23 protein-coding genes are annotated in these 26,867 nt (G+C 48.6%); 11 read left to right on the top strand and 12 right to left on the bottom strand.

The window, feature by feature from the left end:
• Positions 1-57: 57 nt before the first annotated feature.
• On the bottom strand, positions 58-1,470 hold the full coding sequence (locus HZ996_08040) for an LruC domain-containing protein (GenBank protein ID QTN39085.1): 1,413 nt from the start codon (positions 1,468-1,470) through the stop codon (positions 58-60).
• Positions 1,471-1,491: 21 nt separating this feature from the next.
• Complete coding sequence (locus tag HZ996_08035; protein QTN39084.1) at positions 1,492-1,893, bottom strand: hypothetical protein; 402 nt, start codon at positions 1,891-1,893, stop codon at positions 1,492-1,494.
• A gap of 190 nt (positions 1,894-2,083) precedes the next feature.
• Between HZ996_08035 and HZ996_08030 the strand changes: the two genes are divergently transcribed.
• The 3 genes from HZ996_08030 to HZ996_08020 are packed head-to-tail and all read left to right on the top strand — an operon-like array spanning position 2,084 to position 6,624.
• The gene (locus HZ996_08030; GenBank protein QTN39083.1) at positions 2,084-3,460 is read left to right on the top strand and encodes a histidine--tRNA ligase; all 1,377 of its coding nucleotides are present in this window, start codon (positions 2,084-2,086) and stop codon (positions 3,458-3,460) included.
• 55 nt (positions 3,461-3,515) lie between these two features.
• Complete coding sequence (locus HZ996_08025) at positions 3,516-5,801, top strand: TonB-dependent receptor (protein ID QTN39082.1); 2,286 nt, start codon at positions 3,516-3,518, stop codon at positions 5,799-5,801.
• 46 nt (positions 5,802-5,847) lie between these two features.
• Entirely contained in the window at positions 5,848-6,624 is a 777-nt protein-coding gene (locus HZ996_08020) for a DUF4625 domain-containing protein (protein QTN39081.1), read from the top strand.
• Positions 6,625-6,628: 4 nt separating this feature from the next.
• Here the strand turns inward: HZ996_08020 and HZ996_08015 are convergent, their stop codons facing one another.
• Entirely contained in the window at positions 6,629-7,039 is a 411-nt protein-coding gene (locus HZ996_08015; protein QTN39080.1) for a transcriptional repressor, read from the bottom strand.
• A 75-nt stretch (positions 7,040-7,114) separates the two neighbouring features.
• Here HZ996_08015 and HZ996_08010 point away from each other — a divergent pair, with 75 nt between their 5' ends.
• Both HZ996_08010 and hutH read left to right on the top strand, forming a co-directional pair.
• Positions 7,115-7,792 carry a lysoplasmalogenase gene (locus tag HZ996_08010; protein QTN39079.1) on the top strand — a complete coding sequence of 226 codons (678 nt, stop codon included), beginning with the start codon at positions 7,115-7,117 and terminating at the stop codon, positions 7,790-7,792.
• A gap of 24 nt (positions 7,793-7,816) precedes the next feature.
• A complete protein-coding gene (gene hutH, locus HZ996_08005; protein ID QTN39078.1) occupies positions 7,817-9,316 on the top strand; it encodes a histidine ammonia-lyase in 1,500 nt (499 codons plus the stop codon).
• Here the strand turns inward: hutH and HZ996_08000 are convergent.
• From HZ996_08000 to porQ, 3 genes are read right to left on the bottom strand one after another with little or no spacing between them, the layout of a single operon-like run.
• The gene (locus HZ996_08000) at positions 9,313-9,978 is read right to left on the bottom strand and encodes a phosphatidylserine decarboxylase family protein (GenBank protein ID QTN39077.1); all 666 of its coding nucleotides are present in this window, start codon (positions 9,976-9,978) and stop codon (positions 9,313-9,315) included. The two genes, hutH and HZ996_08000, sit on opposite strands and share 4 nt — an antisense overlap.
• A 17-nt stretch (positions 9,979-9,995) precedes the next feature.
• On the bottom strand, positions 9,996-10,679 hold the full coding sequence (locus HZ996_07995; protein QTN39076.1) for a (d)CMP kinase: 684 nt from the start codon (positions 10,677-10,679) through the stop codon (positions 9,996-9,998).
• Positions 10,680-10,682: 3 nt separating this feature from the next.
• A complete protein-coding gene (gene porQ / locus HZ996_07990; GenBank protein ID QTN39075.1) occupies positions 10,683-11,705 on the bottom strand; it encodes a type IX secretion system protein PorQ in 1,023 nt (340 codons plus the stop codon).
• 130 nt (positions 11,706-11,835) lie between these two features.
• On the opposite strand from porQ, the gene HZ996_07985 reads away from it, so the two are divergent.
• From HZ996_07985 to HZ996_07970, 4 genes are read left to right on the top strand one after another with little or no spacing between them, the layout of a single operon-like run.
• Positions 11,836-13,155, top strand: coding sequence for a molybdopterin-dependent oxidoreductase (locus HZ996_07985; protein ID QTN39074.1), 1,320 nt, complete (start codon positions 11,836-11,838; stop codon positions 13,153-13,155).
• Positions 13,156-13,193: 38 nt separating this feature from the next.
• On the top strand, positions 13,194-13,646 hold the full coding sequence (locus HZ996_07980) for a monoheme cytochrome C (protein QTN40025.1): 453 nt from the start codon (positions 13,194-13,196) through the stop codon (positions 13,644-13,646).
• A complete protein-coding gene (locus HZ996_07975) occupies positions 13,625-14,584 on the top strand; it encodes a sulfurtransferase (protein ID QTN39073.1) in 960 nt (319 codons plus the stop codon). The genes HZ996_07980 and HZ996_07975 overlap by 22 nt, the downstream gene beginning before the upstream one ends.
• 11 nt (positions 14,585-14,595) lie before the next feature.
• On the top strand, positions 14,596-15,510 hold the full coding sequence (locus HZ996_07970; GenBank protein QTN39072.1) for a sterol desaturase family protein: 915 nt from the start codon (positions 14,596-14,598) through the stop codon (positions 15,508-15,510).
• Here HZ996_07970 and HZ996_07965 read toward each other — a convergent pair.
• The 5 genes from HZ996_07965 to HZ996_07945 form a co-directional block, all read right to left on the bottom strand.
• Positions 15,507-17,042 (bottom strand): hypothetical protein, encoded by a 1,536-nt coding sequence (locus tag HZ996_07965; GenBank protein QTN39071.1) that lies wholly within the window; start codon positions 17,040-17,042, stop codon positions 15,507-15,509. The two genes, HZ996_07970 and HZ996_07965, sit on opposite strands and share 4 nt — an antisense overlap.
• The gene (locus HZ996_07960; protein QTN39070.1) at positions 17,042-18,547 is read right to left on the bottom strand and encodes a hypothetical protein; all 1,506 of its coding nucleotides are present in this window, start codon (positions 18,545-18,547) and stop codon (positions 17,042-17,044) included. The genes HZ996_07965 and HZ996_07960 overlap by 1 nt, the downstream gene beginning before the upstream one ends.
• Positions 18,548-18,574: 27 nt before the next feature.
• Positions 18,575-21,037: an endopeptidase La gene (gene lon, locus HZ996_07955; protein QTN39069.1), complete on the bottom strand. Its 2,463-nt coding sequence runs from the start codon at positions 21,035-21,037 to the stop codon at positions 18,575-18,577.
• A 104-nt stretch (positions 21,038-21,141) separates the two neighbouring features.
• The gene (locus HZ996_07950) at positions 21,142-22,332 is read right to left on the bottom strand and encodes a GlmU family protein (GenBank protein QTN39068.1); all 1,191 of its coding nucleotides are present in this window, start codon (positions 22,330-22,332) and stop codon (positions 21,142-21,144) included.
• Positions 22,333-22,417: 85 nt separating this feature from the next.
• Positions 22,418-22,672, bottom strand: coding sequence for a type B 50S ribosomal protein L31 (locus HZ996_07945; GenBank protein ID QTN39067.1), 255 nt, complete (start codon positions 22,670-22,672; stop codon positions 22,418-22,420).
• Positions 22,673-22,784: 112 nt separating this feature from the next.
• Here HZ996_07945 and HZ996_07940 point away from each other — a divergent pair, with 112 nt between their 5' ends.
• Together HZ996_07940 and HZ996_07935 are read left to right on the top strand one after the other, a co-directional pair.
• Positions 22,785-24,260: a hypothetical protein gene (locus HZ996_07940; GenBank protein QTN39066.1), complete on the top strand. Its 1,476-nt coding sequence runs from the start codon at positions 22,785-22,787 to the stop codon at positions 24,258-24,260.
• Positions 24,217-25,749 carry a serine hydrolase gene (locus HZ996_07935; protein QTN39065.1) on the top strand — a complete coding sequence of 511 codons (1,533 nt, stop codon included), beginning with the start codon at positions 24,217-24,219 and terminating at the stop codon, positions 25,747-25,749. The genes HZ996_07940 and HZ996_07935 overlap by 44 nt, the downstream gene beginning before the upstream one ends.
• Positions 25,750-25,769: 20 nt before the next feature.
• On the opposite strand, the gene HZ996_07930 is transcribed toward HZ996_07935, so the two are convergent.
• The gene (locus HZ996_07930; GenBank protein QTN39064.1) at positions 25,770-26,831 is read right to left on the bottom strand and encodes an acyl-CoA reductase; all 1,062 of its coding nucleotides are present in this window, start codon (positions 26,829-26,831) and stop codon (positions 25,770-25,772) included.
• Positions 26,832-26,867: the final 36 nt, after the last annotated feature.

Raw genomic sequence — 26,867 nt, 5'->3', positions numbered from 1 at the left:
TGGTGAAGATAGAAAAAGCCCCGCTTTCACGGGGCTCCTGTGGAATATAGCGCAACGTTAGTATATATTCGTGTTGTCTCGATAGCCGGACTTGTCTTCATACCAGTCCGAACTGGATCCACCACTTGACTGAGCCCATTGAGCAAATTTCAGGTGTGAAACAACGATGTCTTGTCTTTCAACCGGATAGTCGAATTCAGCCGGGATTTCAATGCCCCAACAGTAATTATCCGCACTCTTGTAGTACACTCCTGAAGCAGGGTCACTCGCGTCATTACTTTGTCCAAATAAGGTCATGTCCATCTTATCCGTTGGTGCTTTATCTACCATGTGAATCTCGTGACTTCGCGTGCCGTCTACGAAGATGAACGGGTTGAATGGTATAGTTCCAAAGGAATTAACCGCTAGTGGATTAGTAAAGGTCATGACAATGGTTGTCGTGTCCGATGTACCAGTGGGATTCGCTGGAATCGTATTGTACAATGAACCTCCAGGTCGGTTGATCACATCCTCAACTGTTTCGTAAACAATCACGACGGGCTTGGATTGACCAGTCTCTAGTCCTTTTCCACTGATGTTGATTCCTCCAGCCAAAACAGAACCTGTAACGGACTGAATCTGAGCATCCGTTAGGTTATCGAATTGAATTCCAAAACCGTGACCTTTGGAGCCACCTACTGCTCGGACGTACGTTTCAACGATGACTTGAACAGCATCATTATCTGAATTTGTAATGGTATTGACTTTGTAGTCAATAATTACATCGTTGAAGTCATAATCCCCGTAAGAAGGCCATAGGTCTTCGAACGCGATGGTTGCCGTACTGCTCGCATCAGGATAGAAATTGTTGAATGCCAAGCTTGCGTCATTTGGATAATCATCATCCGAATCTGGAACTCCGTCTCCATCAGCATCAGGAGCAGACTGCGTTGCCAAAGCACAATTCCCATTGGAATTATTGGTGATATCCGCTGCGAATGTTCCAGCGATGCTGATGTCATCCAAAAGACCGCGAGAGTTTCCACCCCCACCGCTCAAAAATTCAAATTTGAACTGATACGTCCCGGTTAAGGTGATATTGAACGTCCCATTCTGTGTTCCGGGGTTTACTGGTTGTGGACCCCAAACGGTAGTAGTTACACCGTTGTCATCCACGGCAACCACTTGTAGTTGCACGCTGCCGGTACTTGAATTGGTACGAGAATATTTAAAGGACGCCTGTGTATTCGGTGAAACCGTTATCCAAGGACTAATGACCTCATACGTACCGTTAGCGTTGCTCATTTGTGAGCTTCGTGCACCGTGAGATCCTTCCAAGGCATTGTTACCTCCGTTGACGTTCATGCCCCACATTTGCCAGCAGTTGGCACGTACGGCATTCCGACTTCCGACGTTAAAATCTTGCGTTACTTGTGCAGAGGCACTGAGAATGCTGCTCAGGCCAATGACGAATGCTATTACCTTTTTCATGATTTCTGTGTCTTTAGTGTTTTACTCTTCGTCTCCAGGTAAATCGTCCGGGAGATAGGAGAAATCGGCTTGACCGTTCACTACATCCACTGTATCGACAATGGTATTGAAACGAACAACCAACTGGTCTTCTGTAGACGGTAATGTCAATTCTAGACTAAAAGTCTCGTCAATCGATACATATCGTTTAACCAACATAGCCCCTCCTAATTTGGAGACATAAAGCGTAGATGACGCGGGGTGGTCTGTTACCAATCCTTCAACATTTAAGGTCACCTCATCCGTCGACCTCCAGTCAAAGCTGTCGCTGACAACCATGTCTCTGAAATCATCCGGATTGTTGTTTACTGGCTCCTCATCGTCTTTCTTACACGCGCTTAGCGAAACAAGTGCTGCGATCGTGATAAATGCCAATTTTCTCATTTTGGTGGTGTTTAAATTCATGGTGTTTAAAGAAAAAGGGGTGCCAAAGTGTTTTATTCTGATTTAGAGCACTTTAGCTCGTTATATCAATTCTTGTTTTTAGAATTTTCTCTTTTTTTGTTTATTTTCTCGAGCTAATTAGCCCTTTTCGTCCATTTACTATTTCCGATATTTGCCAAAATCTTACTCCATGCCAGCCAAACCTTCTCTACCTAAAGGAACAAGAGATTTCGGCCCACAAGAGGTTCAGCGTCGCCAATACATCATTCAACATATCCGCACCGTATTCGAGTCCTTTGGATTTCAACCCATCGAAACTCCAAGCTTCGAGAATTTGGAGACCCTTCTTGGCAAGTATGGCGAAGAAGGTGATCGACTTGTTTTTAAGATCCTCAACAATGGCGACTATCTAAGGGGTTATCGCCAGTCTTCAGAATCTCCTACGGAGGTGGATTTATCGAAAGTTACGGAACAAATCTCAAAAAGAGGACTGCGCTATGACCTCACCGTGCCCTTTGCACGCTATGCGGTCATGCATCAAAACGAGTTTGCCCTACCCTTTAAGCGCTACCAAATCCAACCGGTTTGGCGGGCCGATCGCCCTCAAAAGGGCCGATTCCAAGAATTCTATCAGTGTGACGCTGATGTCGTTGGCTCCAAGAGTCTCTTACAGGAAGTAGATTTGATTCATATTTACGACCAAGTCTTCCATCGCCTTGGTCTGGATGTCGAAATTCGCGTGAACCATCGAGGCTTGTTGACCGCATTGTCTGAGTTGATCGAAGCTCCCGATCAAGTCACAGATTTAACCGTCGCTTTGGATAAGCTAGACAAAATTGGGCGCGACGGTGTAGAAAAAGAATGGCGTGAACGCGGGCTTTCCGCGGCGGCTATTGAGCGTCTTGCTCCACTATTCGACATGCCCGATAACTTTGAAGCTCAGTTCGACGTACTCGAGGAGATGCTCGGACAATTCGAATCGGGCCGTGAGGCCCTCAACCAAATGCGCTTCCTCTTCTCTACGGCTTCAGACCTCGGGTTGAGCAAAGCCCAGCTGCGGTGGGACGTTACGCTTGCGCGAGGACTCAACTACTACACGGGGCCAATCTTCGAGGTAGTTTCTACGGAAGTGGAGCTAGGCTCCATTGGTGGAGGAGGCCGCTACGACGATCTGACCAGCGTTTTCGGCGGAAATCAACTCCCAGGTGTCGGAATTAGTTTTGGCCTCGACCGGATCTACCTAGTGTTGGATGAATTGGGTCGCTTTCCCGAGACCGTGGCCAACGAAACACAACTGCTTTTCGTGAACTTCGGTGAAACGGAGGCTGTTTGGTGTCTCAAATGGGCCCAGGAACTAAGAGCAGCAGGCATTCGCTGTGAAGTATATCCCGAAGCGGCCAAAATGAAAAAGCAAATGACTTACGCGGACCGAAAAGGAATTCCCTTTGTTGCTGTGGTCGGAAGTCGAGAAATCGAATCGGGCCGTTTGGCCTTAAAGGACATGCAGAAAGGCGAGCAAGCCGAACTCACTCCGGAGGAAGTCATTGCGCGGATCAAGGCATCGTAATTTGAATAAAACGCGGATACTTTTATTTCTTCTTGGCTTATTGGCTTTTCGTGCCGTGGGGCAAGTAGAGACCAAGGGCCAGATCGTGGATCGCAAAACCGGAAACGGTGTCCCCTACGCGCTCATTCAGTATGGCCATGGGCATGACCGAACGACGGCAGATTCCAATGGTTTTTTTGCCCTACGGGCCGATGAACCCACGCTGCACCTTCACATTCAAGCCATTGGATATCAGCACCTTCACCTGGAAACTGAAAACACGGATTCCCTGCTCATTATTGAACTGTCGCCAGAGAACTACCTCATTGACGAGGTGACCGTCTCTGTTGATCGAAAGAGCCCGACAACCAGCACGAGCGCTACCGTACTGCTCGCGGATCGAGACCAATTGCGTGAGCAGTGGACAAATACCCTTTCAACGACTCTTCTGGATTTGCCTGGTGTACAATCCATGACCACAGGAGTAGGCATTGGAAAGCCCGTAATCCGCGGCCTTTTGGGAGCGAGGCTTCAAGTTAATGTGAACGGCATCAAACAAGAAGGACAGCAATGGGGTATGGACCATGGCTTGGAAGTCGACCCTTTTAGCGTAGAGCAAGTTGAGGTGGTTAAAGGTGCTCAAGCACTGGCCTACGGGTCCGATGCCACCGGGGGAGTAATCAACCTCAGACCTGCAACCTTACCCAATGCGAAATGGAGTGGCGAAGCCACCACCTTCTACCAAAGTGTTAACCAAAGCCTTGGGGCTACAGCGCAGACGACCTATCGAGGAGAGCGCGGATGGGTAAAAGGGAGACTTTCCGGGCAGAGCTTTGGCGATTACAGCGTACCCGCGGAAACCTTTAACTATAATTCCTTTTTGCTCGAGATAGAAAACGAGCAACTCAAGAACACAGCCGGAGAACAGTGGAGTGTACAACTCGAAGGAGGCGTGAACCGCGGCGCCCATGATTTTGAAGGGCGATTGAGCTATTATGACCAGCGCGTTGGCATTTTTCCTGGAGCTATTGGCATCCCCAGAGCGTATCAGCTTGCTGATGATGGGGACCGCAGAAACATTGACCTTCCCTATCAAGACATTACCCATGTTCGCGCTAGTGCTCATCACCACTATCACGGCACTCAATGGCAATGGGTAACCGACTTTGGCGTTCAGCACAACCACCGAGAAGAACGTTCCTTCCCTCATCTTCACGGAATCACCCCCGATAGCAGCAATACCCTCGCTCTTGGTCTGGAATTGACTACGGCCACGATCAATACACGCGCATTTCAATACAAAGACAACCACAAGAGACAATGGGGCGTGCAAGGAGAAGCTCAAAAGAATCGTCGCAACGGGTTTGAATTTTTGATCCCGAATTATCAGCGCTGGCTAGCCGGTGCTTATTTCATTGACGAATGGACTCGAGGCAGACACTCCTTTAATGCAGGTGTACGTGCAGATTTTGCGCATTATGATATTGATGGTCACTATCAAGCCATCTATGACTTTATTGACGGAGAAGTTGTCCAAGTAGACTCCAGTCTTCGAGCACAGAGCAACCAAATCAACTTCCCCAACATAAGTGCGGCCTTTGGCTGGGCCTATGATTGGACGGACCAATTCTCGACAAAAATCAACGCGGCCAGAACTTTTCGCGCCCCAAACATCGCCGAATTATCGGCGAACGGTGTTCATCACGGTACCTTCCGACACGAAGTAGGAAACCAAGAAAACAAGGCGGAGGTCGGGTACCAGTTCGATGGAGAGCTTACCTGGAAAGATCGCCGCTGGAGTCTTCAGGTAAGCCCGTTCTTTAATTACTTCACCAACTTCTTGTTTCTGAGACCCACAGCCGAGTTTTCGCCACTTCCGGAAGCAGGGCAGCTCTTTGTATATGAACAGGCCCCAGCTGTGCATACCGGATCAGAACTAGCGTTTACTTGGCTCATGACCGCCACCCAATCCCTTGACTTAGGAGCCGAATACGTTTATGGCTTCAACCTTGACGAAAACCTTCCTCTTCCCTTCATGCCGCCTTTTAGCGCACTCGCTCGCTGGAAAGCTGAGTGGCATATTCACTTCTTGGGATCCGAAGACTGGAATACCGAAATACGGTACCGAGCTACAGCAGCTCAAAATCAAGTGGATCGAAACGAACGATCTACGCCGGGTTATGGTCTACTTCACGTGGCACTTGGGAACGAATGGTCCATAAATCAGTCGAGGTTGGGACTGCGTTTCGAGGTGCGCAACCTCTTGGACCAGGCCTATTTACAACACTTAAGCAGGTACCGATACCTCAATTTGCCCGAGCCTGGACGAAATTTCACGCTGCAACTCTATTGCATATTCTAGCGAACTATTATATTTGCAACTCTGTTGCATAACAAATTAATAATAGATGAAAGCAAAAGTATTATTCCTTTCCCTGTCAATCTCCTTTGGTTTTATTGCCTGTGACTCGGATGAAGACACCACTGCACCAATCATTGAGCATGTTCATGGTTCAGAAGAAGTTGCTGTAGGTGATGATTTTGAAGTGGATGCCGATTTTTCGGATAACGAAGAGCTCGGACAAGCTAAGTTTGACATTCACGACATCTTTGATGGCCACGATCACGGTAAAGTAGCTTCTTCTTGGAGCGAAACCCGTACGGTAGAGTTGAGCGGTCAGGATGCAGAAGCTGAAGAGACCTTTACGGTTCCAGCAAATGCAACCGCAGGTCCTTACCACGTGGTTGTTCAATGTACCGATGCCGCTGGAAACTCTGCTGAGTTTAAAGAGTTCGATTTCTGGGTAACCAGTGCCGAGGCTCCTCAATACACGGTTTCAAGCCCTATGGACGACCAAGACTATGATGTAAACGATGTCGTTTCTTTCACTGGAAGCGTTGACGATATGTCTGGGATTGAAGAAGTCTTTGTCCGCGTATTCGAAGACGAAGGCGATCATGATGGCCACGATCACGATGATGAAGGCGAACACGATCACGAACCAGTCTATGAAGAAGAAATTGAAGCGGGCGGAGCAACAAGCTTTGACTTGGTGAACCTTACTCCTATCACCTTGGACGCTTCAATGTTCGACGAGGATCACGCGGATTTCGTAATCGAAATCTCAGCGATTGATAACGACGGACATATTTCACGTTACGAGATTCACGGACATATGCACTAAGCACTTATTGACACGAAGGGCAAACGCCCTGGGTGACAATTTTTAACCCGTGCGCTTTATAGCGCGCGGGTATTTTTATTTCTGGAACTTCTACATCGTCCAGGCAGTACATTTTTCCGCAATTGGCGCACTCTAAGTGAACGTGCGCATCGTGATGATGATCTGGTCCGCAAGCATCACTACAGAGCGCGTAGTTCCCAACACCTTGTTCATTAACTATTCGGTGCACCAGACCCTTTTCTTCGAAGGCAGCTAAGGTCCTGTAGATCGTCACCCGATCAAAACCCTCCATAACCTTTACCAACTCCGGTTGAGGCATCGCTTCGTTTCGAGATCGAAGTACGTCTAATAGTTCTTTGCGGACCGGGGTCACGCGGAGCTTGTAGTCTTGAAGTAGTTTTTTCGCCTCTTTCACACTTCAAAAATACGGAATTAGGGAATTCGATCATTTAACTAAATTCGTGCGTACCTAACCCTTTTGAACGGATCTATGAAGCGTGAGCATATTCGCCCCATCCTCTATTTTGTGGTTCTTGCCCTTGTAATAGTGGGCGCTGAGACGAGCACTTCCTGGCTTGTCTACGTCTTTAAGCCCTTGCTCATCCCCATCCTCTGGAATTATTTACGAGAACACGCGGACGAAAACGCACAAGTCTTTAGAGGCTTACAAGCCGCATTGTTTTTTAGCTGGCTAGGAGATGTCACATTGATGTTCGGTGCCGATTTCTTTCTTCTTGGCCTCGGGTGCTTTTTTCTTGCTCAACTAAGCTATACTGTCATATTTGCTCGCCAGGGAAGCCCTGGCCTTACTCCTCTTCAGCGCGGGCTAATTGCCTTACCTTTTCTAGGGTACCTCGCCTTCTTTCTGCGCCTAGTCCTTTCCAATCTGCACGCACAACCTGATGGGGCAGCGATGAGAGCTCCTGTGATCTTTTACGGTATCATGATCACGGCCATGGGGATTGCAGCACTTTGGAGGACCGTCAAACCAAAACAGGCCTATACATGGATTTCTATTGGGGCACTCTTTTTCATAGCATCCGATAGCCTATTGGCATATGACAAGTTTGTGGACACATTACCAGCGGGCGGCCTGGGTGTTCTATTGACCTACGGAATTGCCCAATTTGGAATCGTCTACGGAAGTAAATTCTACCTGAAGCATTAACTTTGCCAGGCTGAATCGAAACCTATGTTTGCCATTAGCCCAAAACCGCTTACGCTCAACCAGATCTACGAGATCTGGAATGAACGTGCGCCCATCTCTTTATCTCAAGAGTCCATTGACCTCATTGTCAAATGTCGGTCGTTCTTGGACGACAAAATAAAGCGCACAGAGCAACCTATATACGGCATCAATACGGGTTTTGGAAGCCTCTGCAAAGTGTCCATTTCTGAGGAAAACATTGAGACGCTTCAAGATAACCTTGTGCGTTCGCACGCCTGTGGCACAGGTGACCTCGTAGACGAGGATATTGTTCGCCTCATGTTGTTGCTCAAGATCCACGCACTGAGCCTGGGTCATAGCGGGGTTCAGTTAATGACAGTCCAGCGCTTGGTAGACATGTATAATGAAGGCGTCATTCCCGTCATCTTTGAACAGGGCTCACTTGGTGCCAGCGGAGACTTGGCACCATTAGCTCATCTGGCTCTACCACTTTTAGGCGAAGGCGAAGTTTGGTTTGAAGGAAAACGAACCTCTACCTCAACCGTATTCCAGACGAAAGACTGGAAGCCTATTCCGCTCAGCTCTAAAGAAGGGCTGGCCTTGCTAAATGGGACTCAATTTATGAGTGCACATGGGGTATATGCCCTGTTTGCCGCGCACAGACTGAGCTACTGGGCCGATCTCTGTGGAGCTTTGAGTCTGGACGCCTTCGACGGCAGACCGGAGCCTTTTCATGAATTGATTCAACTTGTTCGGCCTCATCGGGGTCAAATCGAGACTGCAGAGCGGATGCGGGACTTTCTGGAAGGAAGCGAACTTATTGAGCGTCCAAAAGCCCATGTTCAAGACCCTTACTCGTTTCGATGCATCCCTCAAGTGCACGGTGCCAGCAAAGACACCATTCACTTTGTGAAGAAAACAGTGCTGACTGAAGTCAATTCTGTAACGGATAACCCTACTATTTTCATCGAAGAGGATGAAGTCATATCGGCAGGAAACTTCCACGGACAACCCATTGCCCTAGCCCTGGATTACTTGGCCATAGCCCTGGCCGAACTTGGCAATATTTCAGAGCGTCGCACCTACCAGTTGGTCAGCGGCCTGAGAGACCTGCCTGAGTTCCTAGTTGCACACCCAGGATTGAACAGTGGATTTATGATTCCTCAGTATACGGCCGCGAGCATTGTGAGCCAAAACAAGCAACTCTGCACGCCAGCTTCAATAGATTCTATTGTTTCCAGTAACGGTCAAGAAGACCATGTAAGCATGGGTGCCAACGGTGCCACGAAACTGATTAGAGTCGTGCATAACCTCGAGCGTATCTTGGCAATAGAGTGGATGAATGCCGCACAGGCCATTGAATTCAGACGTCCTGCTCGATCAAGCGAATTGTTGGAAACCCTGGTTGGAGAATACCGCAAGACGGTTCCTTTTGTAGAGGACGATCGCTTTTTAGGCGAGGATATTCAAAAGACACTAAATTTTCTCGGCAGCACAGCTATTGAGCCTGAACTCCTCTTCTAGGAATTGCCCTCTGGAATACGAGCGAGTACCGTTTCACCGCCTCTTGTTTTTTGGTCCTTTTCAACCAAGATTTCGGCATTGAGCGGAAGGAACACATCGACCCGTGAGCCAAATTTGATGAACCCCATTTCGTGTCCTTGTTGGACTTGATCACCGTCCTTTACATAAAATCGAATACGACGTGCCACTGCTCCAGCAATTTGCCGGAAAAGCACGGGACCGTGCTCATTTTCCACAACTACTGTGGTGCGCTCGTTTTCCGTTGACGATTTTGGATGCCAAGCCACTAAGTATTTACCCTTGTGGTATTTCGCATACTTCACCTCACCTCCAATGGGATTTCGATTGACGTGTACGTTCAAAGGAGACATGAAAATGCTCAACTGAATGCGGCGATCCTTCAGGTACTCTCCTTCTTCGGTTTCTTCTATAACCACCACTTTTCCATCGGCCGGAGCCACCACTTCATTGGAGGAATGGCCGTCTATTCGGCGACTTGGATTCCGGAAGAACTGAAGGATTAAGAAAAACACCACCCATAAGACCAGGGTGGTCCCAATCTTTAAAAGGTAAATATCATGCAGACTGTTGAGTCCCCACGAAAGAACAACAACTCCCAAGAGAGCTCCAAGTATAATTCCGTATCCTTCTCTGTGTATCATGCGCTAAAGATAGGCGATTAGCTCATTCGTTCCCGAGCCCAACGTAGCACTTGATCAAATTGCTGCTCGCGCGTCAAGGTAGAATTGTCCAAGAGCAGCGCATCTTCAGCTTGGCGCAAAGGGCTATCCGATCTTGAGCTGTCTATGCGGTCCCGCTCTAATAAATTGGATTGAACCTCATCTCGCGTCACCTGCTCTCCTTTTTCAAGGAGCTCCTGATACCTTCTTTCAGTCCGGACCTCGGCAGAAGCCGTCATGAATATTTTCAGTTCTGCGTTCGGAAACACCACGGTTCCGATGTCTCGACCATCAAGGACAGTGCCTCCACGAGCGCCCATAGCCTGTTGCTGAGCTACCAGGAACCGCCGGACCTCAGAGACCGCCGCTACTTCAGAAACGCGTGAGCTGACTTCCATTTGTCGAATCTCTTGCTCCACATTTTCTCCGTTTAAAAGGGTGGAAACTTGACCCTCAGGGCCGCGATCAAAGCTTATTTCAAGTTGGGGAAGATGGTCATCCAACCAGTTTTGATCCAATGACCCTGTTGCAAATGCATCGTGCCGTAAGGCACTTAGAGTCACAGCCCTATACATGGCCCCCGTATCGATATAAATATACCCCAGGGCCTTCGCTAATTCTTTGGCAAGGGTGCTCTTTCCCGTGCTGGAATAACCGTCAATTGCGATGGTCAACTCCTTCATGGATTAGAATAGTTTATTCAGGTCTGTGCTGATGCCAAAATGGTGCGAGGCGCCGCTGACGTGATAGGTGGCCATGGCATAGTCGATTCGAAAGCTTCGCAGCCGAAGCCCAAAACCCCAGGAGAAACCCGCACCGGAACGGCGCGTGGCTAAGGACATTTCCTGTGAACGTCTAAAATTGTACCCCGCTCTCAGATTGAAGCTGTTTCCCGGGAACAGCTCCGCTCCAAGGACAAAATGGCTGATGATTTTTTTGCCCAGAGAATTCGAATTATCAATAGGCTCACCCGTTAATGGGTCTGTGTTCGGGGCATTCGGGTCCTCGAAGGTCAAATCGAGCTGTTCCAGATGTTCGGCTGTAATGTGCCAACGAATCGGTGCATGTTCGGGCTTACCACTTAGGGCCATTTTGATCTCGAAAGGCAGCGGCTCGCGGGGAGAACGGGTATAGGTGGCAATTTGTGTACCTACGTTGGCAACAACAAGGCTGGCGTTTAAGTTGGATTCTTTGGCGTGCCATGTAATGGCATAGTCCGTTGCAAATCCAATGCTGCCGTAGTTGGCCAAGGCAGAACCAATGAGCTTAAAGTTGGCGCCGACCGACCAAGACGAATCTAACCAACGACCGTATCCTCCTGTCAGGGCCACATCGGACCCGGTAAACTCCCCAATGATGTTCCCGAATTCGTCAGTTTCAACGAATGTGCCGTAGTTGACGTAGCGCGCCCCAAAGCTCAGGTATCCGTGCTCAATCTTACGGCCGTAGGCTGCCTGACCATAGTTGATGTCGTCGAAGTAATTGACGTAGTTCATGGAGAGCTGCCCCGTAGATTCGTCGTTCAGTACGCTGGGGTTCCACAAACCAACATTGATATCGCCGTCGGGAATCGCCAAAAGCTCTCCTCCCATAGCCGCAACACGCGGTGACATCACCAAAGTCAAGAACTCATAGCTGTGTCGTCCGCCAGGCTGGGCCGAACTTATAAAGGCCGTAAACAAGAGGATCCAAAGGAGCGATCGCTTCATGGGCGCAAGATAGTTATAGTTCACAAACGAAGTCGGCTTTGCTTTAGTGCTTAGTGACGGGAATCACTGACCAGGTCCGGTTCTTCCTCTAAATTCGCCGTACCTTGGAAGTAACCTACAGTTATCCGCTATGAACGAATCGCACAGTCCAAAGGGAATACACGAGCTTTATGCCGAAGATCCTGAACGCGCGGCCGAGATCCTTTGGGGAAAGGATGCACCTGCCGTTACGCGAAGAGGGTTCTTGACTAAGAGTGCACTAGGGACCTTAGGCGCCGTTTTGGGTGCGAACATGGTCTTTGGTGCAAACTTTCCGGCCAAATTGATTCCAGCCTTGCTCGCGGACAGCGATGACCCATTTGAACTGGACGGGAAATCAAGGGAACTGAAAGTACTGAACGATAAGCCCTGGAACATTGAGACGCCCGCTCACCTCCTTGATGATCGTGTGACCCCGGCAGATAAAATGTTTGTGCGAAACAACGGTTTACTACCCGCTTCCTTTGACCTCCAATCCTGGACGCTCACTATTGAAGGAGAAGCGGTTAATGGAACCAAGACCTACACACTACGTGAGCTCAAAGAGAATTTCAAGCAGTATACCTACCAGCTGACCCTAGAGTGCGGGGGAAATGGCCGTGCAGAATTCAATCCTCCCGCCAAAGGAAATCAATGGACTACGGGTGGCGTAGGCTGTCCGTCTTGGACTGGAATTCGGTTAAAAGACTTATTAGAAGATGTAGGAATCACCGACAAAGCGGTCTACATCGGCTATGAAGGTGCAGATATTCACCTTAGCGGAGACCCTGATAAAGTGGTCATCTCCCGAGGTGTACCCATCGAAAAAGCCCTTCAGGAAGAAAGTTTGATAGCCTTCCAGATGAATGGTCAGGACATTCCTAAGCACAATGGATATCCTCTGCGCTTGGTATTGGGTGGTTGGCCGGCAAGTGTCTCGGGAAAATGGCTGACCAAAATCTTGGTACGTGATCGCGTGCACGATGGCGCCAAGATGGAAGCGCCCAGCTATCGAGTGCCTTGCGAGCCGGTTGCCCCCGGAGAGGAAGTAAAGCCTGAAGATATGTGCATCATTCACTCGATGCCGGTAAAATCACTGATCACCTATCCAAAGTCTGGGGGAATGATGGAATTGGGCAAGACGCTCGACATTCGGGGTCATGCATGGGCCGGAGAGCGAGCAGTAAAGCGGATGCAATTCAGCATCGACTTCGGTGCCACGTGGCAAGATGCCGAGCTCGAACCCGCCGTAAATCGCTTGGCCTGGCAGCACTGGACCGCCACTGTGAAATTCCCTCAAAAAGGATACTACGAAGTCTGGGCTAAGGCCACGGATGATGCCGGTGAGTCCCAACCAATGATTACACCTGGCTGGAATCCCAAGGGCTATTTGAATAACGCCACGCATCGAATTGCCATTAAAGTCATCTAAAGGTGAGTTTTAAGGAGCCATCAAAGAAACCCGAATTACTGCGCATTCTGCAGAATTTAACCCGCCTGGTTCTTCTGGTTGGGGTTCTGGGGGTCATTACAGCTATCCAATTGACCCGGCCACAGTCCTTTTCGCTGGATCAGTACTTTCCCGCCCAAGCCGAAGTGGCCACCTTCGAAGAATCAACCGATGCCGTGGAAAAAATTGAAGAAGGCATCCATGTCGCCACGGGTCTCGTATACGACGAGCGATTTGAGATCGTCCGGGCCAGTTGCACGGCTTGTCACAGCGCCAAGTTGATCACACAAAATCGAATGAGCCGAGAAAACTGGAAAAAGACGATCGTTTGGATGCAGGAAACCCAGAAACTCTGGGACCTGGGGCCTAATGAAGACAAAATACTGGACTACTTGGCCGAGTATTATGCGCCCAAGGACTTTGGCCGCCGAAAAAACTTAGACATCGAAGAATGGTACATGCTCGAATTATAAGTATTGTCTTGTTGGGAGCAACCCTCTCGATGTCCATGGCCTGCAACCGCCCTACCGGAGAGCAACAAGAGGTCGTGGTTGTGAACGAAAAAGTCAGCTCTCCTTCTCTTCTGAGCCTTGAAGAGGTGGAGAACGCCTTATCCGACTCCTCATGGGCAGTCATCGACCTACGGCGACCACATGAATTTGCCGAGGGCCATCTACCCGGAGCACTTCAAGTTTGGCGCGACGATATCCAACGACACGATCTTCCCTATTCAGGCATGTGCGCCACTCGTGAGCAGATTGAGCAGCTCTTCTCCGAACTAGGGATTTCGACTGGACAAAAAATCTTGATATACGATGCCAAAGGTCTAGTAGACGCGGCACGCCTTTGGTGGATTTTGAAGTACTACGGATACGATGATGCCTACATGTTCGATGGCGGACTAGCGGCTTGGCAAAGAAGTAATCGTCCGCTTAGCACGGAGCCCATTCATAAGGCGCCGTCGGAGTTTGTTTTAGAAGGGCCCTCACGGGCCGATTGGCACGCTCAACGGTCAGATGTTGAAGCCGCCTTAGCCGACAGTGCAATAGTCATATTAGACACGAGGTCTCAAGATGAGTTTGAGGGCCGAAACCAGAAGTTGGGCGCATTCAGGGCAGGACATATACCCGGAGCACTTTGGGTCGACTATTGCCTGACCTTTGATTATCGCGTGACCCAAGAGTTCTATACGTTAGAAGCCATTGAAGAACTCTATCAATCGCGTGGACTGCATGCTGACACGCCGATCATTGTCTACTGCCACAGTGGAGTTCGATCGGCCCATACAACCTTTGTTTTACGAGAATTGTTAGGATACCGAAATGTCCGCAACTACGATGGCAGTTGGACGGAGTGGAGCTTCTTCGAAGAACTTCCTATCGAGGCCGTCGCAGATGAAGAGACATCTTAATTGAGATTATCATGGAGCGCTATTTAGAAGCCTTTTGGCAAGCCACAACCAACTTCGCTGGCTATACTTGGAGAGAAATCACCTTTCAAGTTGACCCTTGGTACGTGAATTACTTTTGGTGGTTGGTCGTCCTTTCTTTGGCTGTTTGGGGATTGGAGATTGCATTCCCATGGAGAAAAGGGCAAGCCCGAGTACGCAAAGACTTCTGGCTCGATGCTTTCTACATGTTTTTCAATTTCTACATCTTCAAGATCGTCATCTTCATGGCGTTTTCAGAGTGGACGTATATGCTGGTCAACGATGTATTTGGCTCAGGATGGGAAAATAAACTGATCATTGTTGACATGCAGAAATACCCTGCATGGATACAACTGCTTGTTTTCTTTGTAGCGACCGATTTCATTCAATGGTTCACACACGTCCTTCTTCACCGGATTCCTTTTTTGTGGCGTTTCCACAAGGTCCACCACAGTGTTGAAGAAATGGGATTTGCCGCCCACTTGCGGTACCATTGGATGGAGAATGTTTTCTACACTCCCATGAAGTACATCATGGTCATGCTCATTGGAAACTTCTACCCTGAACAGGCCTTCATCGTATTCTACATTGCCATCGCCATCGGACACCTGAATCACGCAAACATCCACTTGACCTATGGCCCTTTAAAGTACCTCATCAATAATCCCGTCATGCACTTGTGGCATCACGTATACAATATGCCAAACGGCCGCAAGTACGGCTTGAACTACGGAATTTCGCTGAGCGTATGGGATTACATTTTCGGCACGGCGGACATTCCTAAAGATGATGCCCACATCAAGATTGGATTCCCAGGGGTTGAAAAATTTCCAAAGGGGTTCTGGGGTCAAATTGCCTACGGATGGAACTTAACTCGTTGGGAAGGTAAAAAGGAAGAAGACGCTTAAAAGAAGACCAAGGTGTACCCGACAATAAGGGTGACTTGATAGACAAATGCGCTACCCGAAGCACTTTCGACACCTTCAAGTCTGGTATTTGACTGCGGATCAAAATCCACCGGATTTCTGAAGTTCACTAAAGATTCTATTTCTTTTTTACCGGCAAAAGCTTGATCCAGCGCTAAGGTCAAATAGCCTCTTGGCCGTGCAAATGTTCCCCCTAGTGAAACATGATAGAAGTTTAGTGGCAAACTCGTCAAGCTGAGTTCCGCACTGTTGAAGTATTCGCTTTGATCTACAGAGTAACTAAAATCTGTACGAAACCCAGCGTGAAGATAAAAACTACTGTCCCAGTTGTACTCATAGCCAACCCCTACGTTTAACACTTGACGATGCTGCTCTGCTACGTCGGCATAATTATCCTCGTTGATGCCTAGAAAGTAATTCGGAGGATTCACAATACTGTTTTGGGACTGTGCATCCACAACCGTATAGCGGTTTATGGGAAGAAAGTACTCCGCTGAAAACATGATCCGTGAATTGGGAAAGTCCCGTTGTACTCCAAATGAAATCGACGTTGGGTTTAAGTAAGTGGCCGGAACTTTGATTTCCTTGTTATAAACAGTCAAATCCCCGAGCAGGAATTCTTGTACGAATGAAGGGTCATAAGGAATTCCTAAATTCAATTGACTTTGATCACGTACTACATTCGCAGCGCCAATTCCCAGTGAAGTCAATCGAATGGGGAGGCTCGGGATGGTAACTGTGGCTCCTAACTTCCAATCCTCCTTTTCATATGCCCAGCCCAGCTTCAGAATAAGACTTGTCGTCTGAATGGAATATCCCTGCAATGAGCGAATTTCAGTCCAGTAGTAAGGCACCGTATTCCCGTCCGGTAAGGTTATATTCTCGGTCTCCGGAAAGTCAGCCCTTCGAGTGACCTCAAATCGACTTTTCTGTGACCTTATGGTTCCGAATAAAGATGCTCCAATAGCATGGTGCTTTCCGAGCTTCCGACCCATACCTAGGCCAATCCAATATTCGAATAAATTATTCTCGTAAAACAACGAGCCTGTAAAGCGTTCTTCTCCAGGAATAGCCGCGATTATATCAGGCCCAACCTCCGTGTAGGCTTGATCAAAACGTTTCGATGAATACTGGCGAGTAAGTAAACCAAAGGTGAGTCTCCATGGGTTTTCTTCTTCCTCTTTATTGAAACCCACAGTTCCTGCCACGAGTTGCGGAAATGTGAGTAAGGAATTCGATGATAGTCCAATCCCTTCCCCTAGGGCATCATTCAAACTTGTGTGGTTGTACCCGTAAACCGTTCCTCCAATGGATAAGTTGGCTAGGGAGTTAAAACCAATTGCTCCAGGATTATAGTACAAGGCGCTGTTGTCCCGCACTCCAGCGACTACATTGCCTCCAAGAGCTCCATTATGAGCTCCGAAAGTCTGATACCAATAGTGGTTGTCTTGTGCACGTAGCTGTAGGGCCCAAAACGCGGTCAAGATCAAGAGTATGCACCTGGCTCGATTCATCAGAACAAATGCGTATATCCCACAATCATGTTGATCTGGAAATGGGTTAGATTGGTCTCCGTAGGCACGGTTCCGCGCAAGATCTCACCGGTTTCCTCATTGTAGTCAATAGGATCAATCATGTTGATAATAGGCTCGCGTTCTTCGGTTCTACCCCGTGCATGGTGAAAGGCCAGGGTAAAACGTCCCGATTCCGTGGGAACAGCAACACCGGCATTAAAATGGAGGAAGTCGATTTCAAGCGGAAGAAGGTCCATAGCTCCCTCCCACTCCTCGGAAGTGTCGTCCTCATGGTAATGTCCATCTGTTCGGAAGCCTCCGCTGATCAGCCAACCGTTTTCAAGCTCATGCTCGAGGCCAATTCCCCAGTTAAACACGGCCTTGTTCTGTTCGTAAATGGTCATGTAGTTCGGGCGCTCCAAGAATTCCTGAAGGAAGGGCGGGTTAATTAGATCGTCGCGCTGAGCACCGCGAATCACGGCATAAGTCTCTATGGCAAAGAAATACTCACAACTGAACATGACACGCGTTCGTGGGAAAGCATACTCTGCTCCGAAACCAAAAGATAGCGGCTTTTTATGGTTGGTGGGTAGCCTTTTCTGCTTGTCACTGATCTGAAAATCGAATAAGGCGTTCTCAAATACATAGCTCAGGTCATACGGCACCCCTAAGTTTTGCTGCCGTTGCACACGCGTGATATAACCTAGTTCAATCAAACGCACATTCAGGTTTATGCTGGGAGCAGTCGCCGTCAGGCCCAGCTTCCACGGTCCTTTTTCAAAGGCCACACCACCCTTTGCAATGAGCTGAAAATTCTCGAATTGAACGCGTTGCAATGCGCCTTGACTGGCCACATACCAAGGCGTAACCGTACCATCGGGCAATTCGACAAAATTGTCTTGTGGATAAGTCTCCAATGTAGATTCGAAACGGTTCAGCTGCCACCGGTAAGTCCCGAATACAGAAAAACCCACGGACCAATATTCATTCAGCGGCCTACCGGCTCCGATACCAACCCATTGCTCACTTAGGTCTTGAAAATAATCCAAGGAACCTACGTACCGTTCATCTCCCTCTAGAACCGAGATAACGTCATAATCCTGCTCATAGCGCTCATTCATGATCTTGAACGCATGATTCCGGGTTAGCCAGTTGAAATTGATGTGCCAAGGGTTATCCTTGCCTACTCGAAAAACACTCGATAGCATTTGTGGATAGAGCAAATAGCCACCCGTAAATACGTCGGTACCCTCGCCCAATCCATTTTCTAAGTCAAAATACCGGTAGCCGTAGACATTTCCGGACACCGAAATATCAGGATCCTCAATAAAGCCCAGTGCTCCTGGATTGTAGAATGCAGCGCTGTTATCGCGTACACCTGCAATGACGTTTCCACCCAACGCGGAGGCCGGAGCTCCAAAAGTTTGAAACCAGTAATTGTTATCCTGAGCCTTTGTGGCACTGAAGGCCAGACTAAAAATCAAGAGCGTGTAGAGGTTCCGCATTAGTCTAAAATACGGAACTCTACTTTATCACTTCCAAATTTTGAGTTCCTTGGGTTCCTTAACCTTCTGGTTGGTCAAGGCTAAGTCCAGAACTTCTTCCATGTATTGTACGTAATGGAAGGTCAATCCAGTGATGTACTGCTCTGGAATTTCCTCAATGTCTTTTCGGTTATCCTCGCAGAGGATGATTTCCTTAATGTTGGCTCGTTTTGCGGCCAAGATTTTCTCTTTGATCCCTCCAACCGGAAGAACGCGTCCACGGAGTGTAATCTCCCCAGTCATGGCCAAACGTGCCTTCACTTTACGCTGCGTATACAGCGACGCCAATGAGGTCAGCATGGTGATACCCGCAGAAGGACCATCTTTTGGCGTAGCACCGGCAGGTACGTGAATGTGCAAATTCCAGTGATCAAAAACCTTGTAATCAATCCCTAGACGCTCCGCATTTGACTTCAAGTACTCAAAGGCAATGGTTGCACTCTCCTTCATCACGTCACCCAAGTTACCGGTGAGCTTCATCATTCCCTTTCCTCTGCTCAATGAACTTTCGATAAAGAGAATATCACCACCACTCGGTGTCCAAGCCAATCCGGTAACCACTCCAGCGACATTATTGTCCTGATACTTAGAGAGATTGATGCGTTCTGGTCCGAGAATCTCTTGAACCTGAGCCACCTCAACCTTTTCGCTAAAGCTTTGCTCCATAGCTATGCTCTTAGCAGCATGACGCACTACCTTGGCAATCGTCTTTTCCAGACCACGAACCCCCGATTCACGGGTGTAGTGCTCCACCATGTATTCCATGGCTTTCTTTGCCACGCGCACTTGACCTTTTTGAAGCCCGTGCATTTCAATTTGCTTCGGTAGTAGGTGACGTTTAGCGATTTCCACCTTCTCCTCTACCGTATATCCGGTGATCTCAATGATCTCCATACGATCACGTAGAGCGGGTTGAATAGACGCTAGGCTATTGGCTGTAGCAATAAACAAGACCTTAGAAAGGTCGTAACCCATTTCCAGGTAGTTATCATAGAACTCACTGTTCTGCTCTGGGTCCAATACCTCCAACATAGCGGAACTCGGATCTCCATGTAGATCGCGAGAGAGCTTATCGATCTCGTCCAAAACAAACACTGGATTAGAGGTTTCGGCCTTCTTCAAACTCTGAACGATGCGACCCGGCATAGCTCCAATATAGGTTTTTCGATGCCCGCGCACCTCTGCTTCATCGCGGAGACCGCCTAAAGACATACGAACGTATTTGCGTCCCAAGGCACGTGCGATCGATTTCCCCAAGGAGGTTTTACCCACTCCCGGAGGGCCGTACAAACAGAGGATCGGCGCTTTCATATCGCCTTTGAGCTTCAAAACGGCCAAATGCTCAATAATGCGCTCCTTGACTTTTTCGAGACCGTAGTGATCGCTGTCGAGGACTTTTTCGGCGTGTTTCAGGTCGAAATTGTCCTGTGTGTATTCGTTCCAGGGAAGGTCCAGCAACAACTCTAGGTAGTTGCGCTGTACGGTAAAATCAGGAGCTTGCGCATTCATGCGGCGAAGCTTATTCAGCTCCTTGGTGAAGGTTTCCCCTACCTTTTCGGGCCATTTCTTTTTGGCCGCCTTCTCCTCCATCTCCTGGAATTCGGCTTCGAAAGTCTTATCACCCAATTCCTCTTGGATGGTCTTCATCTGCTGGTGCAGGAAATACTCACGCTGCTGTTTGTCGATGTCGGTTTTGACCTTGCTCTGAATCTCGTTCTTCATCTCCAAGAGCTGAAGTTCAGCCGTCAGGTGCTTCAAGGTCTGGCTGGCTCGGACCTTAAGGTCCGCCATCTCGAGCATCTTCTGCTTCTCCTCCACTTCCAAATTCATGTTGGAAGAAATGAAATTCACCAAGAAGCTCGGGCTTTCGATGTTGTTGATCGCAAAAGTCGCTTCGGTCGGAATGTTCGGGGAATCCTTGATGATCTGTAGGGCCAGATCTTTGATGGTTCCTACGAGGGCTTCAAATTCCTCATCGCCAGCAGCAGGCTTGGCCTCCTCCATGGACTTGATCATTGCACGGAAGTACGGATCGGTCTCTGTCAATTCTTCCAAGTGGAAGCGCTTCTTACCTTGAATGATCACGGTCGTATTTCCATCAGGCATTCGGAACATGCGGATGATCCGTGCCATGGTTCCTACACGGTACAAATCCTCGGCACCAGGCTCCTCTACCGTTTTGTCGATTTGCGCCACCACGCCGATGGTCTTGTCGCCCTTGTAGGCATCTTTAATGAGCTTGATACTCTTGTCACGCCCCACCGTAATGGGAATCACGACACCTGGAAAGAGTACGGTATTGCGCAGCGGAAGAATGGGCAAATCCTGCGGAACTTCTTCGGCATTCATTTGCTCCTCGTCCTCCGAGGTCATCAAGGGTATAAATTCGCTGTCTTCGTCGGCAAAGCCACCGGAAGACACGCGTTGAAAGTCATAATCGGAAAGATCCATATATGGTAATATTGTCAGTTCTGGGTATTCAAAAGACTGATTTTGGCCCTGCGGGCCGATGAACACCTCTTTTGCAATCGCTGTGCCAATGACAGAAGGTCAGGTTATTCCTCCTTTGGAAAAGTCATTTTGTACACTTCCTGCATAATGCCTTGCTCCACTTCATCGTACGACAGACCTCTTCGCTCCATCATCTTGGTGGCCACTTCTTCCGCTTTTGCAAGCTTGAATTGAGTCATTCCACCCGATCCTCCCCAGCTAAAGCTCGGGATAAAGGTCCGAGGGAAACCACCTCCGAATATGTTCGAGGATACACCGACAACGGTTCCCGTATTGAACATGGTATTGATTCCGCTTTTGCTATGATCCCCCATTATGAGACCACAAAACTGCAAACCGGTCGGAATAAAACGCCCGGCGGGATAGTTCCAGACCTTCACCTCAGCGTAGTTATTCTTGAGGTTTGAGTTGTTGGTATCCGCACCGAGGTTACACCACTCACCAATGACACTATTCCCCAAGAAGCCGTCGTGCCCCTTGTTGCTGTAGCCAATCATAATGGAATTGTTAACCTCTCCACCGACTTTGCAATGCGGACCAAAGGTGGAAGGCCCGTAAATTTTAGCTCCCATTTTTAAAGTGGCATGATCGCAAAGCGCCAAGCCTCCACGAACAATGCAGCCTTCCATAATGGTGGCGTCTGTACCTACATAAATGGGTCCGGCTGTACTGTTTAAAATAGAAGCTTCTACTGAAGCTCCTTCTTCCAAGAACACACGGTCTCCGATCAGGGTGTTGGACGTTGAAATGGGCGCACTCTCTCTTCCATTGGTCAGGAGCTCAAAATCGCGCTCCAATTCCTCGCCGTTGTTTCGAAACAAATCCCAAGGAAATTGGATATGAACGTATTCACCTTCAAATTCAACGGACTCCATTTCCTCTAAAGCACCCTCTTCCAAAGCATCGATACTGGCTCGAACGGCCAAAACTGGCCCAGGCTCTTCTTCATCCCCTTTAGCGTGAAGCACTTGGCCTACGGCCAGATGAGTCACCGCTTCATAAAGCTCATCATTAACACAGGCAGCGCCGTTGACCAAGATATTATCCTCGGCCTCAACAGCCGGCCATTTGGCACTTAAGTACTCCTCGGTCAAGGTCGTTGTGGTCAGCCCGCTGCGCTTTTCCCACTTCTCCCGCAGGGTTAAAATTCCGCAGCGTAAATCAGCGACAGGGCGTGTAAAGGTCAATGGGAGTAAGTCATCGCGTTCCGGTCCGTCGAAAAGCAGGATGTTCATGTGCCTAGGTTTTACCCAAAAATAGGGAAATAAAAAACCCCGCCTAGGGCGGGGTCTACCTTTATTTCGATCGCTGTAAAGCGTCTTATTTCTTCGAGAACTTGGCGTATTTATTCTTGAACTTGTCAATACGACCAGCGGTATCTACAAGCTTCATCTTACCGGTGTAGAATGGGTGAGATGAGCTAGAGATCTCCAATTTTACCAAAGGATACTCAACACCATCCACTTCTACAGTCTCTTTAGATTCTGCACAAGACTTGGTGATAATGGTATACCCATCACTTACATCGCGCATAGCGACTAAACGATAACCTTCTGGGTGAATTCCTTCTTTCATGTCTTCTACCTTTAATTGGGAGCGCAAAAATACGGAGTTATACCAAATTCACCAACCCTTTGAGAAAATAAATTCGTTAATCCTTCGTACATGATTGTATACTTTTGCACCCATGCGTATCGGAACATTCATTTTGCTCGGTGTTGTCCTTCTCTTCGCGGCTTGTCGAAAAGAGCAGCAAATCACTACTGATCCTGCAGCTAAACTGAGCTTCAGCAAAGATACGGTCATATTTGATACCGTCTTCACCACTATTGGTTCCGCGACGCGCAGTTTCAAAATCTACAACCGGAACGATCAAGCCGTTGAAATTGACCGTATTGCCTTAGCCGGCGGTGACAACAGTAAGTTTCGATTGAACATCAACGGAACACCTTCCAACGAGCTAAACAATATTGTACTCGACGGTGGAGACAGTATATACGTGTTTGCAGAAGTCACTATTGACCCGAATAACGACAACAATCCACTCATTCTAGAAGACAGCGTCATCTGCAACACCAATGGCAACCAACAGCGCGTCATTATGGAAGCTTGGGGGCAAGACGCCTACTTCCACTACCCCGACACCGATCTGACCGACAGTGAAGGCAACGTGATCCTCCGCTACTCCATTATTGATTGCAATGATGTGTGGCTCAATGATAAACCCCACGTTATCTATGGCTTTGCTGTGGTGGATACGGATTGCCAATTGGACATCACGGCTGGAGCGAACGTCCATCTGCACGACCAAGCCGTTCTATGGGTCTTCAATGGGGGCACCTTGAAGATTCAGGGGCAAGAGGCTAATCACGTCCTCATTCAAGGAGATCGCCTTGAGCCTGAATTCGAAGAAGAACCGGGGCAATGGGGTTTTATTTGGTTGAGTGCCGGATCTAGAGACAATGAAATTGAATACGCCACCATTAAAAACGGAACGGTCGGACTTCGCGTAGACACCGTGCCGGGCGTTGGTCAGCGAAATCTAACCATTCGAAACTCCATTATTAGAAACATGGCCTCCGTGGGAATCCTGGGTCAAGGAACAGACCTATTGGCGCAAAATGTGGAGATCAGCAATTGCGGAATCCACAATGTGGTGTGCCAGATTGGAGGAAGATATCGCTTTGAGCACTGTACTATGAGCGCCTACTGGGTGGGTGGTTCGCGTGGTACCCCTGCGGTTCTTTTGAATAACTGGTACGAGGACATCAACGGGAACATCATCCCCAGAGATTTGGAAGAGGCTTATTTCGGGAACTGCATTATCTACGGAAATAATACGAATGAGTTAGGCTTCGATCGAGATGATGATCGTCAATTTGAGTACTTCTTTGAGCACAGCATCATTCGTTTAAACCAAAACGATTACGCCAACCAACCGTGGATCGATTTCAGCGACCCCACACAGTTCGATCAAATCTCTTGGAATGTGGACCCTAAGTTTGTGGATCCCTTTAACGGGGATAATCAGCTCGATACTTTGAGCGGCGCCCAGAACATCGCCAAGCTCTCGCTGAGCCAGCAGATTCCCTTTGACCTGCTTGGAAACCCAAGACTAAATGACATCGGTCCGGATCTCGGCGCATATGAACGGTTGGAGTAGAATTTGTCTGAGTATATGCCTACTCGTCGGCTATAACCTAACTGCTCAGAGTCTCGACTCGGCCTTTAGCCATATCGGTGTACAAAACGATATGATGGGCGGCTCCCTTGTCCTTTTCTGTGAAAACGGGGTCATTGCAAGCCACGAATTCGGCACAGCTGACTACGGGAGAGGCATCGCGGTTACTTCTGACACGAAATACCGAGTAGCGAGTATATCCAAGACCGTTACGGCAATTGCCGTTATGCAATTGGTCGATCAAGGCTTGATTGATCTAGACGAAAACATCAATACTTATCTCGGATATGCTGTATCGAATCCTCATTATACGAGTGATTCCATTACGGTGCGTATGCTATTATCTCATACCTCGTCAATTATTGATGGGCCTACCTATTCCAGTTTTTTAAGCGCAACCTACAACAGCACCCCAATCCCAAACCTGAACGCACTACTTCAACCCGCAGGGGCTTATTACGATGCCACCCAATTCAACCAAACAATACCCGGCCAGTACTTTAACTACGCCAACATCAACTACGTCATTCTTGGAACCATTGTCGAAGCGGTATCACAACTCCGGTTTGACGTCTATTGCAAACAAAACATTTCCCAGCCATTGGGCTTAGATGCATCATTCAACGTTTCAGATCTTCAAGACTTAAATGAGCTAGCTGTCCTCTACCGTAAGCCAGGGGGCGTTTGGACGGCACAAGTAGATGACTATCAAGGCACTCCACTACCTCCAGGAAACACAATAGGGTATTTGCCCGGGACTAACGGAGGACGATTCGCACCGCAAGGAGGGTTCAGATGTTCAGCGGAGGACTTAAGCGTTTTATTCCTTTGCCTCATGAATCAAGGAACGTGGAATGGTGCAACCCTCCTTTCACCGGCAGCGTGCCTTCAGATGAGCTCCAATCAATGGTCTTACAACGGGGTCAACGGCAATCCATACTTCGGACTCTTTCGAAGTTGGGGACTGGGCATGCACCGGATTACTTCTTATCCAGGAAACGATGTTGCCCTTTCTGGAAGCCAGCAAATGTTTGGTCATACGGGTGAGGCATACGGCTTAGTTAGTGATGCCTATTTCGATACCATTCGAAAAGTAGGCTTCGTATTCGTAACGAATGGTGTAGGTATGGGTTATCAGAGTAACAATCAGTCTGTCTTCTATACTGTGGAGCAAGATGTCTTTAACGCCATCGAGCAGTTTGGGCAAATCGATCAATGCGCTGCCACTGCGGGATTAAACGAACCGAGAAGGCCTTCGATCCTTTATCCAAACCCCTGTGAGAATACCGTATTCATAGGTGGTCGTGCTCCTCTCCACAATGAGAAGTTAAGGGTGTATGGCCCTGAAGGGCGGTTCATTGCACTTGTTCCATACGACGCAGAATGTGAGTGCGTAGATGTGTCGGAATTGAAATCGGGCCTATATTTTTTAGAGGTCCGAAATAGCCTTAACCGCTTTGTAAAAGAGTAGCTCCCCGGCTAGTAAAGTCATTAAACCGCCTTCAAGAATTTCATAACATTCACCCCATCCGCGTATTCCCAAAGCTCGGGGCGCTGGGTTTGACCTGGAGCTACGTGCAGGGGCCATTCATGATCTTTGCTCACGATACACTGGAGCTCATCCTTCGCTAAAGACAGTTGATTGCGAACCGCATCAAGGTCTGAATACTCCTCATAAAACACGGTACTGACTGGGGCGGCCAACTTTTCGGACTGCTTGAGCAAGACGAATCCATTTTCGGTGATATCGTCCCGATTCATCAAGAAGATGGCCTTGTGGTAGTCGTAGTTGTTGGCGTATTTGTTGTTATCGATGATGTCCTTGAAGCGGTAAAATGCCCCAAAGAGTTGATCGAGATCGTAGCCTTCGGGCACGTATACCTTAGAAACGCTTCGACATCCCATCCCGAAGTAACGGAAGACGTCATCCGCCAAACCGTCGAGCTCCTCAGGTGTTTCAGAGCCATCCAAAATGGCTACAGAACTTCGGTTGCGGCGAATCAGAGCCGGCTTGTCGCGGAAGTAATACTCAAAGTATCTAGCCGTGTTCCCCGATCCCGTGGCAATGACGGCATCGACGTCTCCTAGCGTTTCTTCAGTAAAGGCCAAACGCCCCTTAAGTGCAGGAGCGGTCTCTTCCAAAAGCCGACCGATGACCGGAATCAAATGGGCGTCATCACTGCTCAATTTGGCGACGAGCTGATGTCCAGAGGCCACTACACTCAGCAAATCGTGCATTCCGACCAGCGGAATATTTCCGGCCATAATTACGCCGACCTTGCGATCAGAGAGGTCCTCGGACGGCTGCTCGCGCTGGAACCACTCGTTCACCGCATCGGCCCGTAGGGCCATTCCCCAAGCACCGACCGCGAAGCGGACGTTTTCCGGAGTGAACCAAGCATTCTTGGTGAATTGGTGATCGAGAAGCGTCGCAAAGGCGTCGTAGTAATCGTGGTTCAGCGGATGCTCATCGCGCTGGCCCTCAGGGCCAAATTGGGCGAGAAAGCGGCCAAGTGAAATCAAGGCGTTTTTGCGGTCCTCTAAGGGAAACATTGACAGTGATTTGTTGTTATATTTGCCGTTCAAAGG

The organism is Cryomorphaceae bacterium, from assembly GCA_017798125.1.
In the GTDB taxonomy this organism is placed as follows: Bacteria; Bacteroidota; Bacteroidia; order Flavobacteriales; family ECT2AJA-044; genus ECT2AJA-044.
This window is presented reverse-complemented; position numbering and strand designations above follow the sequence as displayed.